Below are 22,998 nucleotides of genomic sequence, written 5' to 3'. Positions count from 1 at the left end.
ACACGGTTAACAAAAAGTTTGAAGACATGAGGACGAATACTGTCGATGACATGCAAAAACGTCAGGCAGCGTATTCCAACCAGATCGATCAACTTGAGATGGAAATCCTTGGCCTAAAGAGCCAACTTGAGGAAACAAGTCACCTTAACCGAAGTCTCAAAGAGCAGAACAAAGAACTGCAAAGCAATATCAGTGATGTCGCCAGGGAAGATGCTCTCCATCGTGAGCAGATGATACAGCGCATTAATGAAGAGCAAAAAGCTAAAGAAGCTCTTATTGCCCAGCTCAATGATAAGCTGCAAATTCAGCAGGAAAACCTCAAAGCTATCCAGGATGCACGAGTCCGTGATGCAGAGCGGCGTGCCCGGGAAGCAAAAATGAAAGCTGATGCTGCCAAGGCCAGGGCAACTGCCGCCAGTAGAACTGATTCCAGAGGAATTCAAAAAATTTCTGCAGGACTGAACAAGCATGTCGTTAGTGGTCAAAGACCTGCCGCGCCGAAACCTAGTGTCAAACCAGCAACACCCACGGCCAAACCTTCGACTCCGGCCACTCAGCCTGCAACCCAGACCGCTGCTACTACCAGTTCACCACTCGGTGCTGCACAGGCACTTTTTGACCAGAAGAAATATCAGGAAGCGTATAGCGCCTACAACAGAATAACCGGAGCCAATCCGGCGAGTGAAGAAGGCATTACTGCAGCCTATATGATGGGTGAATGTCTTTTTGCCCAGAAAGAATACGATCGCGCTATTTTGCAGTACCAGAAGATTATTTCCCAGAGCGGCAGTCATCCGAAAGCTGCATCCGCAACTCTTAAGCAGGCCATGGCTTTTGAACTGCTGGCAGACAATGAAACGGCACGACTTATCTATGCCAAAATTGTCAAACACTACAGCAATTCACCGGAAGCGAAAATCGCCAGAGATAAACTCAAGTAAGCCAACTCTCGGCTGACTTCCATTATCCATTGTGTTTTCCCTGATCATGGAAATAGTTTTTATTCAGATCAGGGAAAACAGCGCAATGAAGTCTACACCTGGTACATTCACGCCATATAAACCCGTGGTTGCTTAAATTATCCACTTGAACGAATCTATTACCCTTGAAGCTACGTTTAGACGAACTACTGGTTGAAAGACATCTTGCTAATGATATCGCAGCCGCCAGGGCGATGATTGGTGCAGGCGAAGTGCTGGTAAATGATCAGGTCGCAGATAAAGCCGGGATAGCATATCCAGCCGGAATAGCCATTCGCACCAAACAGAAATGTCGTTATGTATCCAGGGGCGGCTTAAAACTTGAGCAAGCTATAGATTCCTTTGATATAGATCCCGCAGGAATGTGCTGCCTTGATGTCGGCGCATCTTCCGGTGGATTCACCGACTGCCTGCTGCAGAATGGTGCCGCCAGAGTTTACGCCGTCGACGTTGCTTATGGCCAGCTTGACTGGAAACTGAGATCAGACGACAGGGTGGTGGTCATCGAACGATTCAATGCCAGAAAACTGAAACCATCTGATCTTGGTGAAGCCATTGATCTGGCAGTCATGGATGCATCCTTTATCTCAATTACCAAAATTATCCCTACGCTCATTCCCCTGTTCAGGGAGCGGGCACAAATAATCGCCCTGATCAAACCCCAGTTTGAACTGCCACAACATAAAATTGGCAAAGGTGGAGTAGTCCGTGAACCCGAACTCCATCAGGAAGCCATAGATAAAATAGTTACTTTCGCCAAAGAGCTGGATCTCAAGGTGGAAGGTATTGTCACTTCTCCAATCCATGGCCCCAAAGGAAACACCGAATTCCTGATCCACCTCACTGGCCGCGACAACGACTAAAACCACCTTTCGCCCTTCCCGGAAATTCATAAAAAAAGGTAGCTGAGGATTCCCCCCGGCTACCTTCTCAGTTACATGCTACCCCACAGATGCGTGCTATTTTTCCTGCAGATTCTTGATCGTTTCAAGTAACCTGCCAGCCTCATTTTTTTCCTGCTCGGTTGCCTGTCCATGCTGCATGACCTGCTTCAAGCTGAATTCAGCAAGTTTTAATTTCCCTTCATACAGGTTGTATTTGCCAAGAGCTATGGCCGCTGGAACTTCCTCTTTCTTGGCTGTGGCAATCTTGCCAAGTTCAAAATAGACCTTCGCATACTGCGGCAAGTCATAAGACACTACCCTAAAAAGATTTTCCGCCTCGTTCAGATTTCCCAATGCCATGTTCACACGTGCCAGGTTATAAGCGGCATACATATCTTTCGGATTTTCAGAAAATGCCTTGGCCAGAATAACGCGGGCTTCTTCAACTCTGCCAGCCTCAAAGAGCAAAACTCCCCGATCGGTTTTCAGGATAGACCAATCCGGAATGGCAGCAATAACCTGGTCGAGCAATATCTCACTCCGCGCATAATTATTCAGGCGCCGTTCTACCTGGGACAGACCATACTTGGCCATCAGCTTCTCTTTAGCATCAAGCCTGCTATCGGTTATTTGACTGACCAGATACTCACGTAATCTTTCTGCTCCGTCACTGCTGGACATTATCCGGTATTTGAAACGCAGAAATTCGAGGTCGTCGGTTGATTCGAAGTCAACTAAATCCTCCTGATCCACCACCATTAATGACTGCACATAGTTCAGTCGAAATTCCGGATTCGGGTGTGTCAGGAGATACTGAGGAAGTTTATCGCTTCTGTATCGGCTTACCCTTCTCATGGTTTCAAGCATCTTCTCCTGTCCCACAGGATGACGGCCCATCTCTTTCATCCAGCCATACGCCATAAGATCAGCTTCTTCCTCATGTTTACGGCTGTAATGAAGCGTTGCGCTCTGACCGGCTGCCAGAGAGCCTGTCAGCAAAGCCTGGGTTGCAGCCCCACCACCAAGAGCAAGCGCAGCCAGGGCAACGGCAAGTGAGGCCGCGCTGACGAGTTTACCTTTTTCCATACGACCGGCGAGATGCCTTCTGGCAACATGGCCAATTTCATGCGCCAGAACTGAAACCAGTTCATCTTCGCTCTCCATGGCACCGATCAGCCCGGTATAGAAGAATATTAGGCCAGATGGAGCAGCAAAAGCATTGAAATCACCACTTTGGACAATATAGAAGTGATAATCAAAGTACTGCAGCCCAGCGACCTCAAGTACTTCCTTGCCCAAAGAACGCAGATAAATAACCAGATCAGGATCATCCACCAACGGAAAAGCTGCCCGGACCTGGTAGAGCAACTGCTCACCAATCTTTCGTTCCTCTCCGACACTCAGGGCAAAAGCAGACTGCAGGCATGCAGCCTGTATCATTATCGCAACGAGTAATGCGGCTATATATTTATAAAAGAGTTTTCTCATTATGCTGAATCCAGGTTATGAGTTTTTCCATTCCTTCTTCAGTTGAAACAACCGATGAGTATCCAAGGTCATTTTCTATGGCGTCATGTGAAAAATGATGCGATTTAGCAAGCTGCAAGGCCAGAAACCTGGTCATCCTTGGCTCCTGTTTTTTGCCGAGCACCCCATACATCCCTTCAAGAACAGCACCTGCACCATAGGCCACAGGAAACGGTACAGATTTTGTTACCGGTGCTATACCAAGCTTCAGAAAGAGCTGGTTAATCCAATCCCAGAGATTTACAGGTTCCGGCTGACCGATGAAATACGGTTTGCCAGCGGAAACACCCTCAGCCGCCAGATCGAATCCGGCAAGAACATGGGCATGGGCGACATTTTCCACGTAGGAGATATCAACGAGATTTTTACCTTCGCCGACAATTTTCAACTCCCTGCTTCTGCCTTTTTCCAATAAACGCGGAATGAGATGCGGATCACCCGGGCCCCAGATTAAATGTGGCCGAATCGCACAAGTGCGAAACCCTGAACCACCTGCAGTATCATCGTTGGCCGCCAGCACCAGTTTCTCTGCCATCACCTTGCTTCGCGCATAGTGACAGAGAAATTTATCCGGGTAGGGCAAACTCTCTGTGCCACCTTCGATGTCATCTGCATCAAATACCACGGAAGGGGTTGAGGTATACACCAGTCTGGAGATATTGTTTTTTCTGCAAGCCGCCAGGATATTCTCAGTCCCCTGTACATTTATGGAATAGTAATCTTGCCAATCACCCCAGATGCCTGCCAGTGCGGCGACATGAAATACTGTATCCACATCCCGGACTACTTCATTTACTTTTGCAGAGTCCCGGATATCAACAGCGAGACTGCGCGCGCCCAACTCTTCAACTGCGGGATAAACATTCCTGCCAACCGCAATGCATTCTACCCCACGGTCGAGTAGCATCCGTATTATATTTTTCCCTACAAAACCACCGCCACCGGTCACAAGTACTTTTTTCATCTTTCAGCCCGTAATTTATCGGTAGCCCAAAGGGCAAGTTGCTCACGAAAGATTTTCGCATTGTGCCGTATATCCACTGGAAACTTTCTGTGCACCATAAATTCGGTTATCGAGCTGGTCAGATGACTGGCAGCAGCCAACTCTTTTACCTCTGCAAGTAGCTGAGCCTCTGAACCGGAAAAATTTTTGTGAGGTTCAATAATCAGTACGGGTTGTACTCTCTCGCCACCAGAATCTTTTGCACCTACCAGAGCAGAACGAAAAACATCTTTATGCTCATTGACTATTGCTTCACAGGGAATAGTAAAGAAGGTCACTCCGTCGCTGATGACCCGATGCGCTTTTCGCCCGCAAAACCATAATCTGCCCAATTCATCAAGGTACCCGGTATCGCCCATACGATGCCAGAAGGAATCCCCGTCCTTTACTTTGGCGTGCTGTGTTTCCTTCTCATTGTTCTCATAAGCCCTCGTTACCACATCGCCCTTGACGATAATTTCACCAATTTCACCGGCGGGCAAAAATTCTGCCCGGTCAATGTTCTCGATTGGAGAATCATCAATCATAATCACCCGAATATCAATACCCGGCAACGGCCTTCCTACACAGGTCCCCTTACCTACTCTGCTATGGGGCCAGGTCTCCTCAAGGATTTCCCGCCCTTCCATGGAAACGATAGGCAAACTCTCTGTTGCGCCATAAGGGGTGAAAATCCTGGCATCACCGGGCAAGATCCGGGTAACACGCTCCAGCAACTCCCCTGGCACAGGAGCACCTGCCATCAGCACCTTTTTTAAGGAATCGAGCCGAATGCCGTTTTCGATACAATAGCGGCTCACAACGTTCCAGATGGCAGGTGAACCAAATGAATAGCTCACCCCATATTTCTTTATTGAAGATATGAATTTTTCAGGATCAACCTGGGCCGGCTTGGTAGGATCCATATCAGGGATCACGGCACAAGCGCCAAGAGCTGTGGAAAACAGTGCAAAAAGAGGAAAGGCTGGCTGATCTATGTCCTTTTCATCAATGCCATAATAATTGCGAATCCTATCAAGCTGGGCTGCAAAAATAGAATGCTCATAACGAACGCCCTTGGGCGGACCTGTTGAACCGGTAGTAAAAATTATCGCAGCAAGATCATCGGCCGACGGTCGGTAAACAGGATATGGCTCAACTTCTGCCTGAATAGCAGTTCGTATATCCTTGCCAAAAAGACCAAAAGAATTTCCACAACAAAACCTGTGTTTGACGCTTTCAAATGGACCAGGAAAAAAGGCCGCAAACAGCCTTGCCTTGGGAATACCTATAAAAACAGAGGGCTTTACTCCTTCAATACATTTAAGAAGGTTTTTATACCCCATGCCGGGATCAATCAGAATTATGGTGACGCCAATTTTAAACAGCGCAAAAGTAAGGCAGATGAAATCGGCCGAAGGTGTGACCATGAGCATAACCCTGTCGGCAGAGGTAACTCCTTTTGCCGCCAGGTAGGTCGCGTAACTGTCAGATCTGCTGTTGAGCTCACGAAAGCTCATGGTTTTTCCGGATGTTGCCTCGATCAGGCCAGTCCGGTCCCCAAATTCCTCAGCGACTTCATTGAGCGTCTCAGCAATATTTACAACCATGGGTAGCTACTCCTCATGTTTTGTAAAAAAGCGTGACAGGATCGGCTTAATCTCGTCGAGCTTATCCTCGAGTATGTAATGACCACCATCTTCAAAATAATGCCGCTCAGCATCGGGAAACCTTTTCAGCCACTCATCATAAAACACTTTATCGAAGCAAAAGTCCTTACCGCCCCAAAGAATGAGCATGGGGATTCCAGCATCTCTTATTGTTGACAGATTATTATCTATCTCCTGTAAAGTGCGGTAACTCGGATGCTTATCAGAGAGAGGAATATCCTGGACAAAAGCAGAAACTGCGACCCTGTTGTTCCAGTTATTGTATGGTGCAAGATACGCAGCAGCAATACCCGCAGCCAGAGGCTTTGATACTGCCATGAAGGTTGCAGGCCTGGCGAACCCGTTAAACCCTCGTACTATGATTGGACCAATTACCGGCAGTTTACACAGGCTGATGCGAAAAGGTATCCTCGTTGATAAAAAGGCCGCTGTATTCAAAACAACGATTTTTTCCAAACGTTCCGGATAACGAGTCGCGAGACCCATTCCAATAGCCCCACCCCAGTCATGAACAATCAAAGAGTAGCTCGACACATCAATCTCGTTGAGCAAAGTGTGCAAGTTGTCTATGTGCTGCGAGAGTTTGTAATCATAATCCTGTGGTTTATCAGATAATCCACAGCCGATATTATCCACCGCTATCACCCTGTAATTCCGGGAAAGCAGTGATATGAGATTTCGGTAATAGTAGGACCAGGTGGGATTACCGTGGACCATTACTATAACAGGGCCCTGGCCTTCATCTATGTAGTGGAGAGTGTTGCCAAGAATATTGGCGAAGTGTGAAGTAAAGTTATATTCGGGATACAAGGAATTCACTCAGTGAAATAATAGTGGATCAGCAAGACCCTGCTAACAAAACCGGGGCATATTGCTGGTATATTTTTTAGGCACCCAAGGTTAACGGAGGGGGTGTTTTGTGTCAACTTTTTTACAAATTAGTAATTTTTCCCAGCTAGGGTCCCAACAGGTAATTGGTGGTATCTCTGCAATCGTCATCAAACTTTCAACCAAAAGTGCGTTACTCCATCAGCCGCACACTACTTTAGAAAAACATTATGTAATTTCCACCACAAATGCAATATACACTCTCATGACCTAACATTTTAGAAAATCCCATTTAAATAACATAAATCAGTTGCTTTTATATTTTTTATATGCTAAACGGCTATTATTGTTACGCTTTAAGGAGTTCCAGCAAACCTGCCCTAGCAATGGTTTACCGCACGAACCAATACTGCATAATCGGTGGCTGCCGCTGACCAGCGTAGCAAAATGTTCACCAGCTGCAAGCTATGCTGGAAAATTATTATAAGGTTCCCTGGGGGGCCTGAGTTCAAAAGGAGTAGTTACAATGGCAGAAGGTACAGTGAAGTGGTTTAATGATGCTAAGGGTTTTGGTTTTATCGAGCAGGACGGTGGGCCAGATGTATTTGTACATTATTCCGCTATCCAGACAGAAGGCTTCAAATCCCTCGAAGAAGGTTCTCGTGTAAGCTTCGATATCATTGACGGTCCAAAAGGACCAGCTGCAGATAACGTTCAAAAAGTTTGATAGCTTTTTCTGAGATACCCACCTAAGAAGCCCTGCTCATTGAGCAGGGCTTTTTAGGTGGATCTTGCTTTTCTTAGAACCTGGAACGGGCCTCGATGCCCTTAGGCTCAACATCTTTTCGGAAAGCCATAGCGGCCAGAGCAATTTTGTCGCACTATCCGGTTATCTGAAACTCACATCGGTATAAGTGGCAAATAGTTTGGCTCCCAGCGCATCTTTTTGATGAGCTCGCGCAACCTTGCTTCCTCACCATCATGTCGAAAACTGGAAAAAACACAGGGTCTGCTCACCCCGAGTTCAACAGCTCGCTTTGCCACTGCCAAAGCCACCGTATTACTCACCAGTTCAAGATCGGCGAGTGAGGGGAGCAATCGGCCACTGTCCAGCTCATCCTGACGGACACAGCGTGATACAGCTTGCGCTGCAGCTATGAAGAATTCCGGTAGAACTTCACGAGCTCCTGATGCCAGCACTCCAAGCCCCACTCCCGGAAACACTAGGATATTATTGCTCTGGCTCACCTTACTTTGGTAGTCATCATCAGTGTTGGAGGCGGTTCCATTGGTTGGATCGTCAGATGCTATGAGCGCTTTTCCATCAGTAACCTCTAGAAGCTCCCTCACGCACTCATTGGATGTGCCCGCACTGATATGTAAGGGCAACACAACCGGCCTGTCAGTATTCTTTAACATTGCTTTGACAATACCGCTTTCATTGCAAGCCTGACTTGTCTGGGTACTGATGAGCACGGTTGCTCCACTTCCCAACACTACGTCCTTGACATTATCGCACCCTACCAGCCAATTGAACCGCGCGGGATCTTTGGCATAGCGCTTGATATAATATTCATTTGCGGTCTCTGTGGTAACAATTCCTTTCGAATCAGCCAGGAAAATAGCGTCTCTTGCCTGCTGCTCATCGAGCCCTTCCTCACGCAAGGCTATCTCCAGTTGCTCGCAGACACCTATTCCACCGCAATCGGTTCCGAGAACGAGAAATTTTTGTTTGCTCAACTTTTCTTTTTTCACCTTCATGGCCGAAAAAATTGAAGCGAGCACAATTGCACCGGTTCCCTGGATATTATCATTAAAGGTGATTATCTCATCTGCAAATGCGTCGCGAATACTCACGGCGTTATGACGGGAGAGGTTTTCCCACTGACAGAGTGCATCTGGAAAGACATTGCGAAAGGCTCGAACAAATCTGCCGATGAAAGAGAGGTATTCTTCCCCCTTCAGTCGTTTGTTCCGCCAGCCGAGATACCGCTTGTCATTAAGCAGATCCTCATTGTCTGTGCCCACATCTAGGGAAATCGGCAGACAATGCCAGGGAGCAATCCCCCCCCCCTGAGTATAGAGCATCAACTTACCGAGACATATCGCAATGCCGCCCGCGCCCTGATCACCCATTCCGGGAATGCCCTGATTATCAGTGACAACTGCAATCCTGATATCACGGTGCAGGTATCGACGCAGAATATCTTCTGCCATATCGATGTTGCCGGGATAAAAATGTAAACCATTCGCCTGCCGGTACAGTGCAGAAAAACGCTGTACAGCCTGGCCTATCGTCGGGGTGTAGACAATGCCGACATATTTTCTCAGATCGCTCCGTATTAGCGCATGCGCCAGAGTTACGTTTCTATCGAAAAGGGCACGGATAAAAATAAAACGCTCAATATCGTCGACCTTGTTTTCGACAATACGCCTGGTATTTTCAACCTGCTCCTCCAAATCTCGAATACCTGGAGGCAGTGAAGCCTGAAGGCCAAGCTGCTGCCTCTCAGACTCGTTAAATGCTGTTCCTTTGTTTACAAAACTTATAGAACTGACAGCGGTGCCGCTTCCATAGACGATAACTTCGCGCGTATTACCATACTCATCGTACTTGAACTTATACTGAATTTTTGACATTGTCCCCGGAAGCTCCTTCGATATCAATTAGATTCATTGACAATCAACCTGCTTTTCTCCATAATGCCGACCATGAAAACATGGCAACACATACTCAAAGACAGTATTACCACTTATGGCGATTTGAAGAAACATCTTGGTTGCGATAATTCCGTAATTCAAGATGTCATAGAGCGTTATCCACTCAGAATCAATCCGTACTATCTCAAGCTCATCCAGGCCCCTGGTGACCCAATCTGGCGACAAGCTGTACCTGATCCAGCTGAATTTTATGACAACGTTTGTCATATAGACCCACTGGGTGAGGAAAATCTGAGTGTCACACCGAATCTTGTCCACAAATATCCTGACCGCGCACTCCTGCTTGTTACCGGCCAGTGCGCGATGTATTGCAGGTTCTGCACGCGTAAGAGGAAAGTCGGCACCTCCCGCATGGTGATTTCAGAAGATTCGTTACAAGCCGCATACCAATACCTGAGGGAACATCCTGAAGTTCGGGAGGTACTTATTTCAGGAGGAGACCCCTTATTGCTTGCAGATGAAGTTCTGGATGATATTTTGTCAGAGCTCAGGGCAATTAACTCAATCGAGGTGATTCGCATCGGCAGCAGAGTCCCTGCAACTTTGCCAATGCGGGTAACCCCGGAGCTGGTGAATATACTCAAGCGTTATCACCCGCTCTATATCAACACCCATTTCAATCATCCCCGGGAACTGACACCCGAAGCGGAAAAAGCAGCAACAATGCTTGCCGATGCTGGCATTCCACTCGGCAACCAGACCGTACTGCTACGCGGAGTAAACGATTCTGCAGATACCTTAAAACAACTCTTTACAGGTCTTTTACGCCTACGCATCAAACCCTATTATCTCTTCCAGGCCGACCTGTCCCGCGGTACTGACCACCTTCGCACACATAGTTCAGTCGGTATAAAACTCATGCGTCAGCTCTATGGACATATCTCAGGTATGGCGGTGCCTACCCTGGCTTTGGATGCACCAGACGGGAAAGGTAAGATCCCTCTCACACCGCAATACATACTTGAGCACGGAACCTCGCTGGTCTTTGAAAACTTTCAGGGAGAGCGCTGTAACTATCCGGAAGCAATCGAACCTGGCTAGCAGGCTACATCATATTCTCCGGATCAACGTCAAGCAGTAACCGGCAATCTCTGGCCGCCAGTTCATTTTGGTGCTGATGAATATAATTGCATATACCATGCAAAATATTCAGCGACTCTGTCTTAATCATTACCTGCCAGCGATACTTCTTTTTAACCCGGTCAATCGGCGATGGCGCAGGTCCCAACACTTCTGCAGAACCCAGGGTGTTGTTGGCATCCCTGGAACCCTGAGCTGATGATCCGGGTAACGGCTGCTGCAGAAGGGCCTTGCAGACTTGAGCTACTTTCATGGCGCTATCCACCACCCTGTCCTCGGACTCACCGTGAATGTGGATAGCTACCATTCTGACATATGGCGGAAATTTGGGGTTTCTGCGCAGCTCCAACTCACGTTCAACCAGTTCTTCATACCTGTGTCCCCTGGCATAAAGCAAAGCATAGTGGTCAGGTCGCATAGTCTGGATGTAGACTTCTCCCGGGTCATCTCCCCTACCCGCTCGCCCTGTAACCTGCGTCACAAGCTGAAATGTTCTCTCGGCCGCGCGATAGTCAGGGATACTTAACCCGGCATCGGCCCAGACCACGCCAACTAATGTTACCCCCGGAAAATGGTGCCCTTTGGCAACCATCTGGGTACCAACCAGGATATCAATCTCCCCGGCACGGGTCTTTTTCAGTGTCTCCAGAAAAACTTTTCTGTCGAATGCGGTATCTGCATCCAACCGTGCTATCCGCGCCTCCGGCACTAAAGCACGCAATTCCTCTTCCACCCGTTCTGTACCAAACCCCACGGGAACCATGGACGTTGAGGAGCAGTTTTCGCAAACTGTTCGCTCATGCACTGAGTAACCACAATAATGACAGAGGAGTTGCTGCTTGGACCGGTGCAGAGTCAGTGAAACGTGGCAATCAACGCATTCAACCGGCGTACCGCACTCCTGACAGATAACATTTACCGAAAAGCCACGCCGGTTGATAAAAATTACACTCTGCTTACCCCTTTCAAGATTGTCGACCAGGGCTTTCTGCAAAGGCGGCCTGAAAATACTTTTCTTGCCCCCCCTGGCCTTCTGTCTCAAGTCAATGATATTCACTTTGGGAAGGGGGCGGTTTCCGACCCTGTTTTTCATGGTCAGGAGATTATATTTGCCAATTTGAGCGTTATAATAACTGACCACGGATGGGGTGGCGGAGGCAAGCAGTACGGTACACTGCTGCTGCCTGGCCCGGACCACCGCCAGATCACGGCCATTGTAACGTAACTTATCATCCTGCTTGAGGCCGCCGTCATGCTCCTCGTCTACCACAATCAAACCGAGATCCTTGAAAGGCGCAAAGATGGCAGATCTTGCGCCGATAACGATCCTGGCCTCACCCGAGACAACAAGACTCCATTGGTCAAACTTTTCTCCGGCTGTGAGGCCTGAATGAAGCAGAACGACGTTTTCTCCGAATCGTGAGATAAAATGGGTCTCAAGCTGTGTTGCAAGGGCAATCTCCGGAACAATGACCAGTACACTTTTGCCCAGACTGAGAGTTACGGCAGTTGCCTGAAGATAGACCTCGGTCTTGCCGGAACCGGTTACCCCATGCAGCAGAAAAGGCGAATAACCACCCTTTTCAACTGCGGGTACGATCTCGGCAAGAGCTGCCTGCTGTTCCTCTGTCAATACCTCAGGGGCTGGGAAAAATTCGAGCTGCTCCCCCAGCGGACTTCTGAAAACACGGCGCCGCTCCTCGACCACCATTCCTGAGGCTATCAATGATTGAAGCTGCTTACCTGCACCGGAGTAGGATGCCAGCAATTCTTTTCTTGGCACCGCTCCCTTTTCAGAATTCCCCCGTAACAGTTCCAGGTAATACATTGTTTTTGCTTCTGCGACCCCCAGGCTCAAATTGTTTTGCCTGTTAAGTCTGGCCCGATAAATTGAAATTGCATCTTTTCCGGAACCAGGCAAGCCTTCCAGGCCGGCAGGTTCTGCCGTCAGGGAATAGCAAATCTCGTGCTTTTCCTTAGACGTGCCCCCACTCACGGACTCATGCATCTCCAAAACGCCATCAGCAACAAGTGAGTCTATGTATTTCTTTACCTTCTTCGACTTAAAAATTTCTTTGGTCTCTGCTGATGTCAGTTTGCCGTTCTGACTCAATTTCAACAGATAGGATTCCACATCTCTGTGATCCTTACCCTCGCCTGTTCCAAGGGCGATACTACGCAGAATATCCTGTAGTTTTTCCCCGCTGGCCGAACCGGCCTGAAGCTGGCGGGCAGATTTTGGCGTCAGCCCCCCTGGCAGCGCAGACTTGATAACTTCACCGATCGGATAATGGTAATATTCAGATATCCAGCGGAAAAGCGGGATCAGATTTTCCGGAAAAAGTGGGGCCGCATCAAGAATTTCCGAAATATTCTTGATCTTGAATTCTTTGGAGTCTTCCATGCCGGTTGCCAGCACATATCCGGTCACCTTTCGCCTGCCAAGAGGTACCAACACCCTCCTGCCAACCAGAGGTTCCTGGCAGAGTTCAGTATTCAGCAGGTTTGGCGGCAGCCTGTATGTAAGGGTATTTTCAAGCGGTGCCGCGACGGCGATTTCCAGAAGGTCCATAGTGATTTTATAAACGGTAAAGACGAGATACCTGCAGACAGGCAGGTGGTGACATTAACTGTAGACAGGATACCCTGTGTAAAGGCGCTTCCTCCCCTGGCAAAAGACTGACAATTCCCCGCTTTTTTCGCTAACGAAAATGTCTAACGTATGTTATGAATCATGAGCCCGGTCAAGGGGAGCAATACCATAATTCTTTTTCAGCATCCAGCTATTAATGAACATCAATTACCCACACGACTTGCCTGTTTCAGGTAAGAGGAATGAAATACGTCAGGCCATTGCCGACAACCAGATCGTCATCGTCGCAGGCGATACTGGCTCAGGCAAAACCACGCAGATTCCAAAAATCTGCCTTGAGCTCTACCCAGATTCTAATTCGCTCATCGGCTGCACCCAGCCTCGCAGAATTGCCGCATCTTCGGTTTCAGAAAGAGTCACTGAAGAATTGGCCGGACTTGGTAATATTGTCGGCTATAAGATCCGTTTTCATGATCACACCGACAAAAATACCAGAATCAAGTTCATGACAGATGGCGTGTTGCTGGCTGAATCCAGAAATGATCCGTTGCTCAAGCAATACGGGGTAATTGTTCTTGATGAAGCACATGAGCGAAGCCTGAATATCGATTTTCTGCTCGGCTACCTGAAACGAATTCTGCCTAAGCGGCCTGACCTCAAGCTGATTATCACCTCGGCCACCATAGACACTGAGGCCTTCAGTAAACATTTTGGAAATGCCCCGGTGGTCAACGTCAGCGGACGCACCTACCCGGTGGAGGTCCGGTATCAGCCTGCCGGCAGTGTCGACGAGGAGGCAGCGGATGAGGGTAACATTGATGCCAGCTACGTTGAGCATTGCGCTGAAGCCATTATCCAGCTCTACAAGAATGAACCTCCTGGTGATATCCTGGCATTTCTGCCGACTGAAAAGGATATCCGGGCCTGTTGCAATCTGGTTGCGAAACAAGCCACCGGCGCAGTAGTTCTGCCAATGTTCGGTAGATTGCAGTCTTCTGATCAGCGACGCATCTTTCAACATCATTCAGCGCCCAAGATAGTAATCGCAACCAATGTCGCCGAGACCTCAATTACCGTCCCCGGTATCAAATATGTTGTCGATTCCGGTCTTGCCAGGATGTCCTACTACAATGCCCGGGCAAAAACCACCAGCCTGCCTATACACAGGGTATCCCGAGCCAGTTGCGATCAAAGGAAAGGACGTTGCGGCCGGGTTGGTCCCGGATTGTGTATCCGCCTTTACACAGAGGAGGACTACCTTGGGCGGGAAGAGTTCACTTTGCCAGAGATCAAGCGGGCCAACCTTGCTGAGGTAATCCTGCAGATGGTGTCGCTGAAACTGGGAAAACCTGAAGATTTCCCTTTTATCGAACCGCCCCATCGCAACACCATCCGCGACGGTTATAAGCTTTTGCAGGAACTTGGAGCAATTTCCAATGCAGGAGCACTTACCGAATCCGGCAAGATTATGGCCCACCTGCCAATAGATCCATGTATTTCCCGCATTCTCCTTGAAGCAAACAGTGAAAATTGTCTTTCAGAAGTAAAAGTTATAGCCTCAGCCCTGGCTATTCAGGACCCGAGAATGCGACCGGCCGAAAAAGAAAAAGAAGCCGACACAGCACACCAGCGATTTGCCCACAAGCACTCTGATTTCATGACTCTTTTGAATATCTGGAACGACTTCCATGATGATCAGGGAGACACACGTTCATGGTCGAAACTCAAAAAATATTGCAAGGCAAACTACCTGTCATTTCAACGCATGCGTGAATGGCTGGACCTCCAGGAGCAGTTAGGCAGAATTCTTGATCGACAAAAGGAGTTCAGCGACAATTCCATTGATGCAAGCTACCAGCAGATCCACCGGGCTTTATCTTCTGGTTTTTTACGAAATATCGCGGTGAAAAAACAGGGTAAAATATATCAGGGTGCAGGCAACAGGGAGTTAATGATTTTTCCCGGCTCCCACCAGTTCCTCACTGCCGGTCAATGGATTATCGCTGCTTCCTTCCTTGAGACAAACAGACTCTACGGTCTCACAGTTGCTACTATTGAGCCTGAATGGCTTGAATCTCTTGGTTCTCATCTGGTCAAATACTCCTGGTCTTCACCACGGTGGAATAAAAAGAGCGGGCAGGTAATCGCAGATGAAAGAGTGTCGCTCTTCGGGCTGATTATAGTTGCCGGCCGCACAGTCAATTTCCCTAAAAGAGCCGCTAAGAACATTCCCGAAGCACGTCAGATATTTATCCAGGCTGCCCTCCTAGAAGGAGAGATCAAAGGCAACTACCCATTCCTGAACCATAACCAGCAACTCATCACCAAATGGAAAGAGGCTGAGGACAGGCTGAGGACAACAGCCATCCTGCTTGACGACACCGCTCTTTTCTCTTTTTATGACGAGCGTCTGCCTGACTTCGTCTGTGACCGGGCGACGCTGAACAAATTCCTCAAGAGGAAGGGGCAAAAATTACTGCAGATGTCAGACGAAGACATCGTCAATAGCAGGCCTGATGACAACCAGCTCGCCAATTATCCCACTGCCATCAATGTCGGCTCGCTTGAATTACAGGTAGAATATAATTTTTCTCCCGGCAGGGACGATGACGGCATGACTGTCCGCATTCCCCTTTCACTCGGCGCCAACGTCTCCCCTGCTATTTTTGAATGGTTGGTGCCCGGGATGCTCAAAGAGAAGGTGCAGCTGCTGCTCAAAGGTCTTCCCAAAAGCTTACGCAAACATCTTGTGCCTGTAAACGTAGCTGTCGACAGAATCCTCGACGATATCAACGGCTCGCAAGGCTCACTCTACCACGCACTCGAGTCCTCTATTTTCAAAATGTACCGCATATCCATAAAACGATCGGACTGGCCAACTGAACTTCCAGGCCATCTTCGTGCCAGGTTTACGCTTTTTGATCTGGACGGCAGGGATCTATGCTCGGGCAGGGATCTCGGGAAACTGCTCAAAGAGGTGGAGAACACCTCTAATTCCACCAGTGCGTCTGAAAAACTCGTTCCTGCCCAACAGCAGCTCATGGATACCTGGCGTGACCGCCTCACCCGTGAGTGGGACTTTGACGGTCTGCCGGAGTCCATTCCTCTCAAAACACCGGATGGAGTTATTGCCGGCTTTATTTTTCCTGCGCTCGTTCCGTATGTCGATAAAGGCGGTGTTGGCGTCACTTTTGAGAAAGACCGTGCTACAGCGTACAGCAAAAACCTGGAAGGTGTGGAGTTCCTGTTCAAGCTTCAGTTTGCCGACGGTTTCAAGTCTCTTAAAAAATATTGCAATTCCATGCTTTCCGGCCCCACCGGTAAATTTCTGATAGCGACAGGGCTTGATAAGAAGACCGCTGTTGACCAACTCTTACGCTTTATCTTCAGAGCACTTTTCCCGGCTATTAACGGAACGATTCCAGATAAGGCTCTCTTTGAGCAGCAGGTGGCCGAGCAGAAAAAACTAGGTCTGTATCGGCAGGGACAAGCCATTGCCGAATCAGCGGTAGCGGTGTTGAGGTTGCGAAGAGAAGTAAGCGAAAAACTCGCCCACTATGTTCGCCTTGATAGTCGTAAACTTTTGTTTACCAAGGATGCGCAGCAAAAGTTTATAGATTTGCTTAATGATATAGTCCCCGGCGATTTCTTCCTCACATCCTCCCTAGCCGGGCTGGATCTTACCCAAAGGCAACTGCAGAGTTATGCAATTCGGGTGGAACGATTCTACAACAACCCGACCAAGGATGCAGAGAAGGAAAAACAGCTCAAACCCCATCTGGAAAGCCTCAGACAACTGAACAAACGAGAAGAAGAACTCAGCGAAGAGGCAAGAGAACTTCTCAATCAATACCGCCAGATGATCGAAGAATACCGGATAACTCTGTTCTCACCTGAAATAAAAAGCAGGACACCGGTATCAGCCAAGAAGCTGAAGCAACTCCAGCAGGCTGTACTGTCGAAATGTTAGAAAAGCACCATGGCTGGATAGCGTAAAACTCTTTTTAAAAGCCACCTGGACCGAACGTATATCCGGGAGATAAAAAAAGTACTCTTAGGTGTTGTGCTGTGTATGGTCGAGTTGATATGCTGAGCAGGAATCAGCTGGCAATAGGCATAATGCTCTTCCTGCCGGGATTTTCCCGTATGAGATGGCGCCATTGAACCAAGATACTTTATTCAGTTCCTCTTCCCTCATTTGCCTTACTTCCCTGCCGTGACCAGAACATGTCTGAGACTGTCCACAGTAAACGGTTTGGGTAAGGCATTGGAGTATCCGTATTGACGGCAATCCTCGACCACCGAATCAAAAATAGATCTGCCGGTAACGATGATTTTCAGCTCGCTGTTCTGCTCTTTTAAAGCTGAGCATATTTCCTGATGCTCAAGGAGTTCACTGGCTGGGTCAAGAATAACAAACTGGGTAGTTTCACCTCCCTGTTCCCTTTCCGTTCTCAGGTAGGCAAGGCCTTCACTCAAACCATTGACTATCTCAACATCATGATTGAGATAATCGAGCATGGCTTTACCAAACTGCTGCAACTGATTGTCTTTTTCTATAAGCAGCACTTTTTGGGGTGATGCTGTTTTACGCTGTTGGTCAGCGCTACCTTTTGTATTCTTTTTTTCCGTCGCCCCCGTTTGGTAACACGGCAGAAAGCATGATACGGCGGTTCCCTTGTCAGGTTCAGAATCTACCACAACATAGCCTCCATGGTTCCGGAATGTGGCATATACCACAGTAAGGCCCAGGCCAACGCCTCTGGAAGCCCCACGTGCTTTCGTCGAATAATATGGATCAAAAATATTCAACAGCTGGTCCTGATCTATCCCTTCCCCTCTATCCTGAACTGTGACACAGCAGTAGCACCCGGCAGGAACATATTGGCCAGCCATTAGAAGTGGCTCCTCATACTCAGCCAACTTAGTGTGAACTTCGATCTCACCGAGAGGATCTGCCTCCATCGCGTTTTGAAGAATATTGGCAAGTGCTGTTTTGACCTGGCTCGAATCTATCTGAACCATCGATGTTTCAGTGCCAGGCGTACGCTTATAAGGTACTTTATGCTCTTTGGCAAAGTCCTCCAAAACGCTAGAGACGATATCATCGAGGTCGACGCTATCTCTTGAGACTATTCCAAATGGAGAAGAGCTGGAAATCTTACGGGTAAGTTCAACCGCCATATATGCTGCAGTCCTGGCATGCTCCAGCATCGCCCGGCTTAACTGCTCCCCGTCAGACCGTTTGCCTGCCTGGGTGAGCATATCGAGATTGCCGCATATAACCGTCAGCAGGTTATTGAAATCATGTGCGATACCGCCTGCCATACAACTCATTGCATCCATTTTAGTGATGAGCTTTATCGCAGTATCGCGGGTTCTGTTCTCCTCTTCAGCCCTGAACTGCCGGGTAATGTCTCGCAAAATACATAGATTAAACCTCCCGCCCTGCTCATAGACTGCAACAAAAGAGGCAGTAACAATTTTCTCACTGAAAAAAAGAGGGGCTTCTCCTAAAATATCAAGCTGCTCTTGTTCAGCGCTATCGGTCCGCTCCTGCAGCCAGTACTCAACCTCAGCCTGATGGGATCCCCAGCCAGTTGCAACCAGGGGTGATCCAATCATCTGCTCAGCACTATGATCAAGAATCTTCTGGGCAGCATTGTTCATGGAGACGACCACACCTTCCCGGTTCATCCCAATGACACCTTCACTGAGGTTTTCAAGTATACTGTTCAAGTGTCGTCTTTCCGAAAACAGTTCGCCGGCAACCTTAGCAGTAGGGCCCTCAATATCTCCAACATCCGAAATTAATGTATTTTCTTTCCGACTGACGTGACCATCATTCCTATACCTCAAAAGAGCCGAGCGTATGTGCGTTCGAATCTCACCGAGATGCCCTTTTTCAATGCACAGATCGTAATAATCAAAATCCAGTATGGTATGCATGTCTCCGGCAACCATAGCGGTGACAATGACAATGTAAATATCTGAATAACTGGGATTGGTTTTGACAATCCTGCACAGTTGTTCCCCACTTACATAGGGCATTACCAGGTCAGTAAAAAGTAGATCGGGAGTATCTTCCTTGAGCTTATTCAAGGCATCAAGGCCATTTTCTGCTGTCTGAACCAGACAACCTTCCTGCTCCAGAATTGCTGAAACGGCAAGTTGAATAACAGGGTTATTCTCAACTACCAATACGGATAAGGACATACTGAAACCGTCTTAAGCATTAGTCAGAAAGAGGAGCAGAACTGCACGCAATTCTGCGAGGAATTTACGCTATACCATACAAATGCTTATAAAAATTTCATGTCTTTTTTCAGTGGTAATTGAATTTAGCGGAATGAAATGACAGATCTGATAACCCCTCAAGCTCAGCTGCACGACACGAGGCGTGAGGAGTATGGGGGTTAGGAGGAGGAATTGAATAAAGGATAGCAGGGGAAGCTTAGGAATCCCCAACCTGCTTAAAGACTACATCACGGAAGAATTTGATGAGCTTATACCTCCTCCGGGCAACTTTCTTTTGTTCTGGAATCAAGTCGGTCTGGGGGATCTTCATGACCGTCATCTTGTACTCAATCTGTGGGGACAGCCGGTTTTCCAGATACCAGACATATGAAAGCCCCATAAGCAAACCAGGCGGAGTAAAACCCTCATTGCCATTGAGCAAACGAGTATATTCAAGATAGGAGCCACCTCTGAACATCCGGGCCAGATGAAGATAATCATCAAGTTCGCGAGTATTTAAATAACAATTTCGCTCTTGCTCGTCGCGCAACTCAAGGTTATATACCTTCCCCACTATCCGCTCATTTAAGGTAACCTCCTCAACCTGTTTTTTAAGGGCATAATCTCCTAATAAAGATTCACCAATGGCGATCAATATACCTGTTTCCAGTTTAGCCTTATGGCACAACTGGTCTTTGCGGATCTTGATCATCCGGTCAACAGGGTCATAAAAAGCAAAGATATTATCCCATTGCTGGTTTCTTGGCCAGAGTTCCAGCCCAATACAGGCTACTCCATTGATGTATTGAAGATGATCAAGAGGTATGTCATGGTGCCTCCAGATCAAATCTTCAAAAACATCCCGAATATACGATACTCCCCTACAACAGTCAGACGTACATCCGGCATTACACCCTATTTCGAGCTGGTGTATGCGTTCAATCACCTTCTGATAACGAACACTTGGAATCTGGAAATTTCGACACGGGTAGTCGACGGCTCGCCCTGCCTGCAAGAAGGTATCGCCAACAGGGTTCTCAACGCCACTGCCTTTCTCACTGAAATCACTATGCTTACTTTCAGCAAAACATTCCTTGCCGGCGTAAAGCACCCGTACAGCTGTTGCCAGCATCGCAGGGTCGTGTTGCAACACTCCTCTTTCAACAAGTGCCTGGCGGGAATATATACCACATTCGACCGGTATGAACCCCTGGTTACGTACCACCTCACGGTCAAGGTATATTGGAATCTTACCTTCCACCGCATAACTTTGGATTACTGAAGCGGGCACATCTTTCAAGGAAAGACAAAGTACTTCATGAAACAAGCCCTGAATTCCACCAGGAATATTCCGCTCATAGGCCTTGATCATATCGGATACCCTGAACTTTCGCTCAGGGTCACTCATACTCAAATCGGTTTCACCAGCCTGCACCCAGAGATTTGATACCAGAATCTTTAGGGCCTTGCCGTTCCGACGAACGGCATCAGCAAGCCCCGGCACTTTAAAAACAGGAATAATGGAACTGTAAAGACTTCCTGGTGCCATGACAATGATATCTGCATCATCGATATAATCAATTATCTCCTGATAAACCTTGGGCTCTGTACAGAAATCCACATGGGCCGATTCTACAGGAACTCCCCGGCGCGAACCTCCCGCCTTGGACTCACCTGTAGTTTGCACACCATTGGTGTAGACAAGACGCAGCTGGCATGGGGTGGTTGTACAGGGGAGAACAGCTTTTATGCCCACACCCAGGCTGAGTGCCAGATATTCCAAACCTTTATAGATCGGTTCATGAAACAACCCAGGGTCTGAAATAAGTAGCTCATTGTCGACACCTTCGGGCAGATGGCGATATATAGCCGACACCACAATCAGGTTGCCAAGACAATTTGGCCGGTTTAATACCGGCTCCAATTGATCATCTGTAAATACCTGACTTATAAGGTCAAGCAAGACTTCAGACAATCTTCCTGGCATCCGTTCGAGGTCAGCGCCCGTCCAGCTGAAAAGTTGCTCAGCACTATCCGGTTTCGTGGAAAAACGATAATTGAAGAGTTTGGTAAGCTCTTCAATTATCAGCAAAGCGTTTGGCACTGAGACCTGATACGTTCGTTGCAAAGCGGAAAGCTGAATGGATGAAAGCAATACATGACGGATATCGCCGATTGCTATGAGGGGGAGATCCTTCATTATCTCACCCGTGGAACCACCATCGTCGGTTACACAAACCACAGAACGTGTTCTTGGAAAAATCTCTTTAAGACCGTTGAAAGGTGACCTTGCCCAGCCCTCCAGGCGACTGTCACCCCCAATGATATTTGAAAGACCGGTACCGCCACCAAAAACGACCACCTTCGCCCCATCGATTCGATGGGAATTCAATGCCTCGACAAGACCGCTGTATAGTCGTGTGATTTCAGGATCCTGATGTATCGGTTCACCATTCAGGACCAGATCGATGAACTTCTCACGCAGGTTCTTGTGTGAAAGCAGATCAAGCGGCGAGACTTTCTTAGCCAATATTTTTTCCAGGCTATCTGCTACTTTGTCGTCTTTTCTCACTGTCATTCCCCAACCACTCCAAATATTCACCAGGCACCAATCAACATCATCAGGTCTTGAGCACACATCTGATTACTGCCGGTTCTGAGTCAGCATGCCCTTTGAAAAAGCCAATCAACGCTGCTGTTTCAAAAACTCCTCAACTCGAATAAGATCTTCCGGGGTATCGACTTCTATTGAGTCGTGTTCGGTGAGTACAACCTTGATCTTGTACCCATACTCAAGAGCCCGAAGCTGCTCCAGTTTTTCAAAACGCTCCCACTCTCCCTCCGGCAAGGCCACAAATGTGAGCAGGAAACCTTTACGATAGGCATAAAAGCCTAAATGTTTGTAATATGTCGGAGAGATGTTATCTTCTGGGTTACGCTGAAACGGGATTGGAGATCGTGAAAAGTAGAGCGCGTAGCTATCTCTATCAAAAACCGTTTTCACATGGTTAGGGTCGTTAATTTCCTCTTCCCTGATGATCTTGTATATCAAGGTGGACATGGGCAGTGCCGGGTCTTCCAGCAGGGGCATTGCTACCTGTTCCACGACTTCTGGTGGAAACAAAGGCTGATCTCCCTGAATATTTACTACGACGTCATGCTCCGAGATACCTACAAGCTCCGCCGCTTCAGCCAGACGATCAGAGCCTGAAACATGATCATTTCTGGTGAGTACATATTCGCCACCAAAAGATTCTACACAATCACCGATACGCTGATCGTCCGTTGCCACAACGACTCTCGACAGCAGGCTAACCTGTTTGGCCCGCTCAACCACATGCTGAATCATTGGCTTGCCATCAATCTTTGCCAGCGGCTTGCCTCTAAATCTATTCGACTCATACCTGGCAGGTATGATCGCAACAACTTCTATCTTTTCTTTTTGCATTTTTGTACTCGGTAATGTTTGCTATTATTTTAAACGGGTAGTACTGAC

Annotated in this window: 14 protein-coding genes; 5 read left to right on the top strand and 9 right to left on the bottom strand. The window is 47.9% G+C overall.

Features of this window, described 5'->3' with window-relative positions; all coding sequences use genetic code 11:
• Positions 1-26: 26 nt before the first annotated feature.
• Complete coding sequence (locus ACN5NT_RS09170; RefSeq protein ID WP_419175229.1) at positions 27-941, top strand: tetratricopeptide repeat protein; 915 nt, start codon at positions 27-29, stop codon at positions 939-941.
• A 164-nt stretch (positions 942-1,105) separates the two neighbouring features.
• Complete coding sequence (locus ACN5NT_RS09165) at positions 1,106-1,843, top strand: TlyA family RNA methyltransferase (RefSeq protein WP_419175228.1); 738 nt, start codon at positions 1,106-1,108, stop codon at positions 1,841-1,843.
• 96 nt (positions 1,844-1,939) lie between these two features.
• Here ACN5NT_RS09165 and ACN5NT_RS09160 read toward each other — a convergent pair whose 3' ends face one another.
• From ACN5NT_RS09160 to ACN5NT_RS09145, 4 genes are read right to left on the bottom strand one after another with little or no spacing between them, the layout of a single operon-like run.
• Entirely contained in the window at positions 1,940-3,352 is a 1,413-nt protein-coding gene (locus ACN5NT_RS09160) for a M48 family metalloprotease (protein ID WP_419175227.1), read from the bottom strand.
• On the bottom strand, positions 3,333-4,355 hold the full coding sequence (locus tag ACN5NT_RS09155) for an NAD-dependent epimerase/dehydratase family protein (RefSeq protein ID WP_419175226.1): 1,023 nt from the start codon (positions 4,353-4,355) through the stop codon (positions 3,333-3,335). Before ACN5NT_RS09155 ends, ACN5NT_RS09160 begins: the two co-directional genes overlap by 20 nt.
• Positions 4,352-5,983, bottom strand: coding sequence for a fatty acid CoA ligase family protein (locus ACN5NT_RS09150; RefSeq protein ID WP_419175225.1), 1,632 nt, complete (start codon positions 5,981-5,983; stop codon positions 4,352-4,354). Before ACN5NT_RS09150 ends, ACN5NT_RS09155 begins: the two co-directional genes overlap by 4 nt.
• A 6-nt stretch (positions 5,984-5,989) precedes the next feature.
• A complete protein-coding gene (locus ACN5NT_RS09145; protein WP_419175224.1) occupies positions 5,990-6,862 on the bottom strand; it encodes an alpha/beta fold hydrolase in 873 nt (290 codons plus the stop codon).
• Positions 6,863-7,397: 535 nt separating this feature from the next.
• Here ACN5NT_RS09145 and ACN5NT_RS09140 point away from each other — a divergent pair.
• Positions 7,398-7,598 (top strand): cold-shock protein, encoded by a 201-nt coding sequence (locus ACN5NT_RS09140; RefSeq protein ID WP_136795837.1) that lies wholly within the window; start codon positions 7,398-7,400, stop codon positions 7,596-7,598.
• Between the two features lie 173 nt (positions 7,599-7,771).
• Here ACN5NT_RS09140 and maeA read toward each other — a convergent pair whose 3' ends face one another.
• Positions 7,772-9,511 carry an oxaloacetate-decarboxylating malate dehydrogenase gene (gene maeA, locus ACN5NT_RS09135; RefSeq protein WP_136795838.1) on the bottom strand — a complete coding sequence of 580 codons (1,740 nt, stop codon included), beginning with the start codon at positions 9,509-9,511 and terminating at the stop codon, positions 7,772-7,774.
• A 72-nt stretch (positions 9,512-9,583) separates the two neighbouring features.
• Between maeA and ACN5NT_RS09130 the strand changes: the two genes are divergently transcribed.
• Positions 9,584-10,633 (top strand): KamA family radical SAM protein, encoded by a 1,050-nt coding sequence (locus tag ACN5NT_RS09130; RefSeq protein ID WP_136795839.1) that lies wholly within the window; start codon positions 9,584-9,586, stop codon positions 10,631-10,633.
• 4 nt (positions 10,634-10,637) lie between these two features.
• Here ACN5NT_RS09130 and priA read toward each other — a convergent pair whose 3' ends face one another.
• Positions 10,638-13,244 carry a replication restart helicase PriA gene (gene priA, locus ACN5NT_RS09125; RefSeq protein ID WP_419175223.1) on the bottom strand — a complete coding sequence of 869 codons (2,607 nt, stop codon included), beginning with the start codon at positions 13,242-13,244 and terminating at the stop codon, positions 10,638-10,640.
• A gap of 217 nt (positions 13,245-13,461) precedes the next feature.
• On the opposite strand from priA, the gene hrpA reads away from it, so the two are divergent.
• The gene (hrpA, locus tag ACN5NT_RS09120) at positions 13,462-17,235 is read left to right on the top strand and encodes an ATP-dependent RNA helicase HrpA (protein WP_419175222.1); all 3,774 of its coding nucleotides are present in this window, start codon (positions 13,462-13,464) and stop codon (positions 17,233-17,235) included.
• A gap of 233 nt (positions 17,236-17,468) precedes the next feature.
• Here the strand turns inward: hrpA and ACN5NT_RS09115 are convergent, their stop codons facing one another.
• The 3 genes from ACN5NT_RS09115 to kdsB form a co-directional block, all read right to left on the bottom strand.
• Positions 17,469-19,481, bottom strand: a complete 2,013-nt coding sequence (locus ACN5NT_RS09115) for a response regulator (RefSeq protein WP_419175221.1) — start codon at positions 19,479-19,481, stop codon at positions 17,469-17,471.
• A gap of 238 nt (positions 19,482-19,719) precedes the next feature.
• On the bottom strand, positions 19,720-22,080 hold the full coding sequence (locus ACN5NT_RS09110) for a gluconeogenesis factor YvcK family protein (RefSeq protein ID WP_419175220.1): 2,361 nt from the start codon (positions 22,078-22,080) through the stop codon (positions 19,720-19,722).
• A gap of 108 nt (positions 22,081-22,188) precedes the next feature.
• Positions 22,189-22,950 (bottom strand): 3-deoxy-manno-octulosonate cytidylyltransferase, encoded by a 762-nt coding sequence (gene kdsB / locus ACN5NT_RS09105; RefSeq protein WP_136795845.1) that lies wholly within the window; start codon positions 22,948-22,950, stop codon positions 22,189-22,191.
• Between the last annotated feature and the right edge of the window lie 48 nt (positions 22,951-22,998).

It is taken from the genome of Desulfosediminicola sp. (assembly GCF_048381775.1).
In the GTDB taxonomy this organism is placed as follows: Bacteria; Desulfobacterota; Desulfobulbia; order Desulfobulbales; family Desulfocapsaceae; genus Desulfopila; species Desulfopila ganghwensis.
This window is presented reverse-complemented; position numbering and strand designations above follow the sequence as displayed.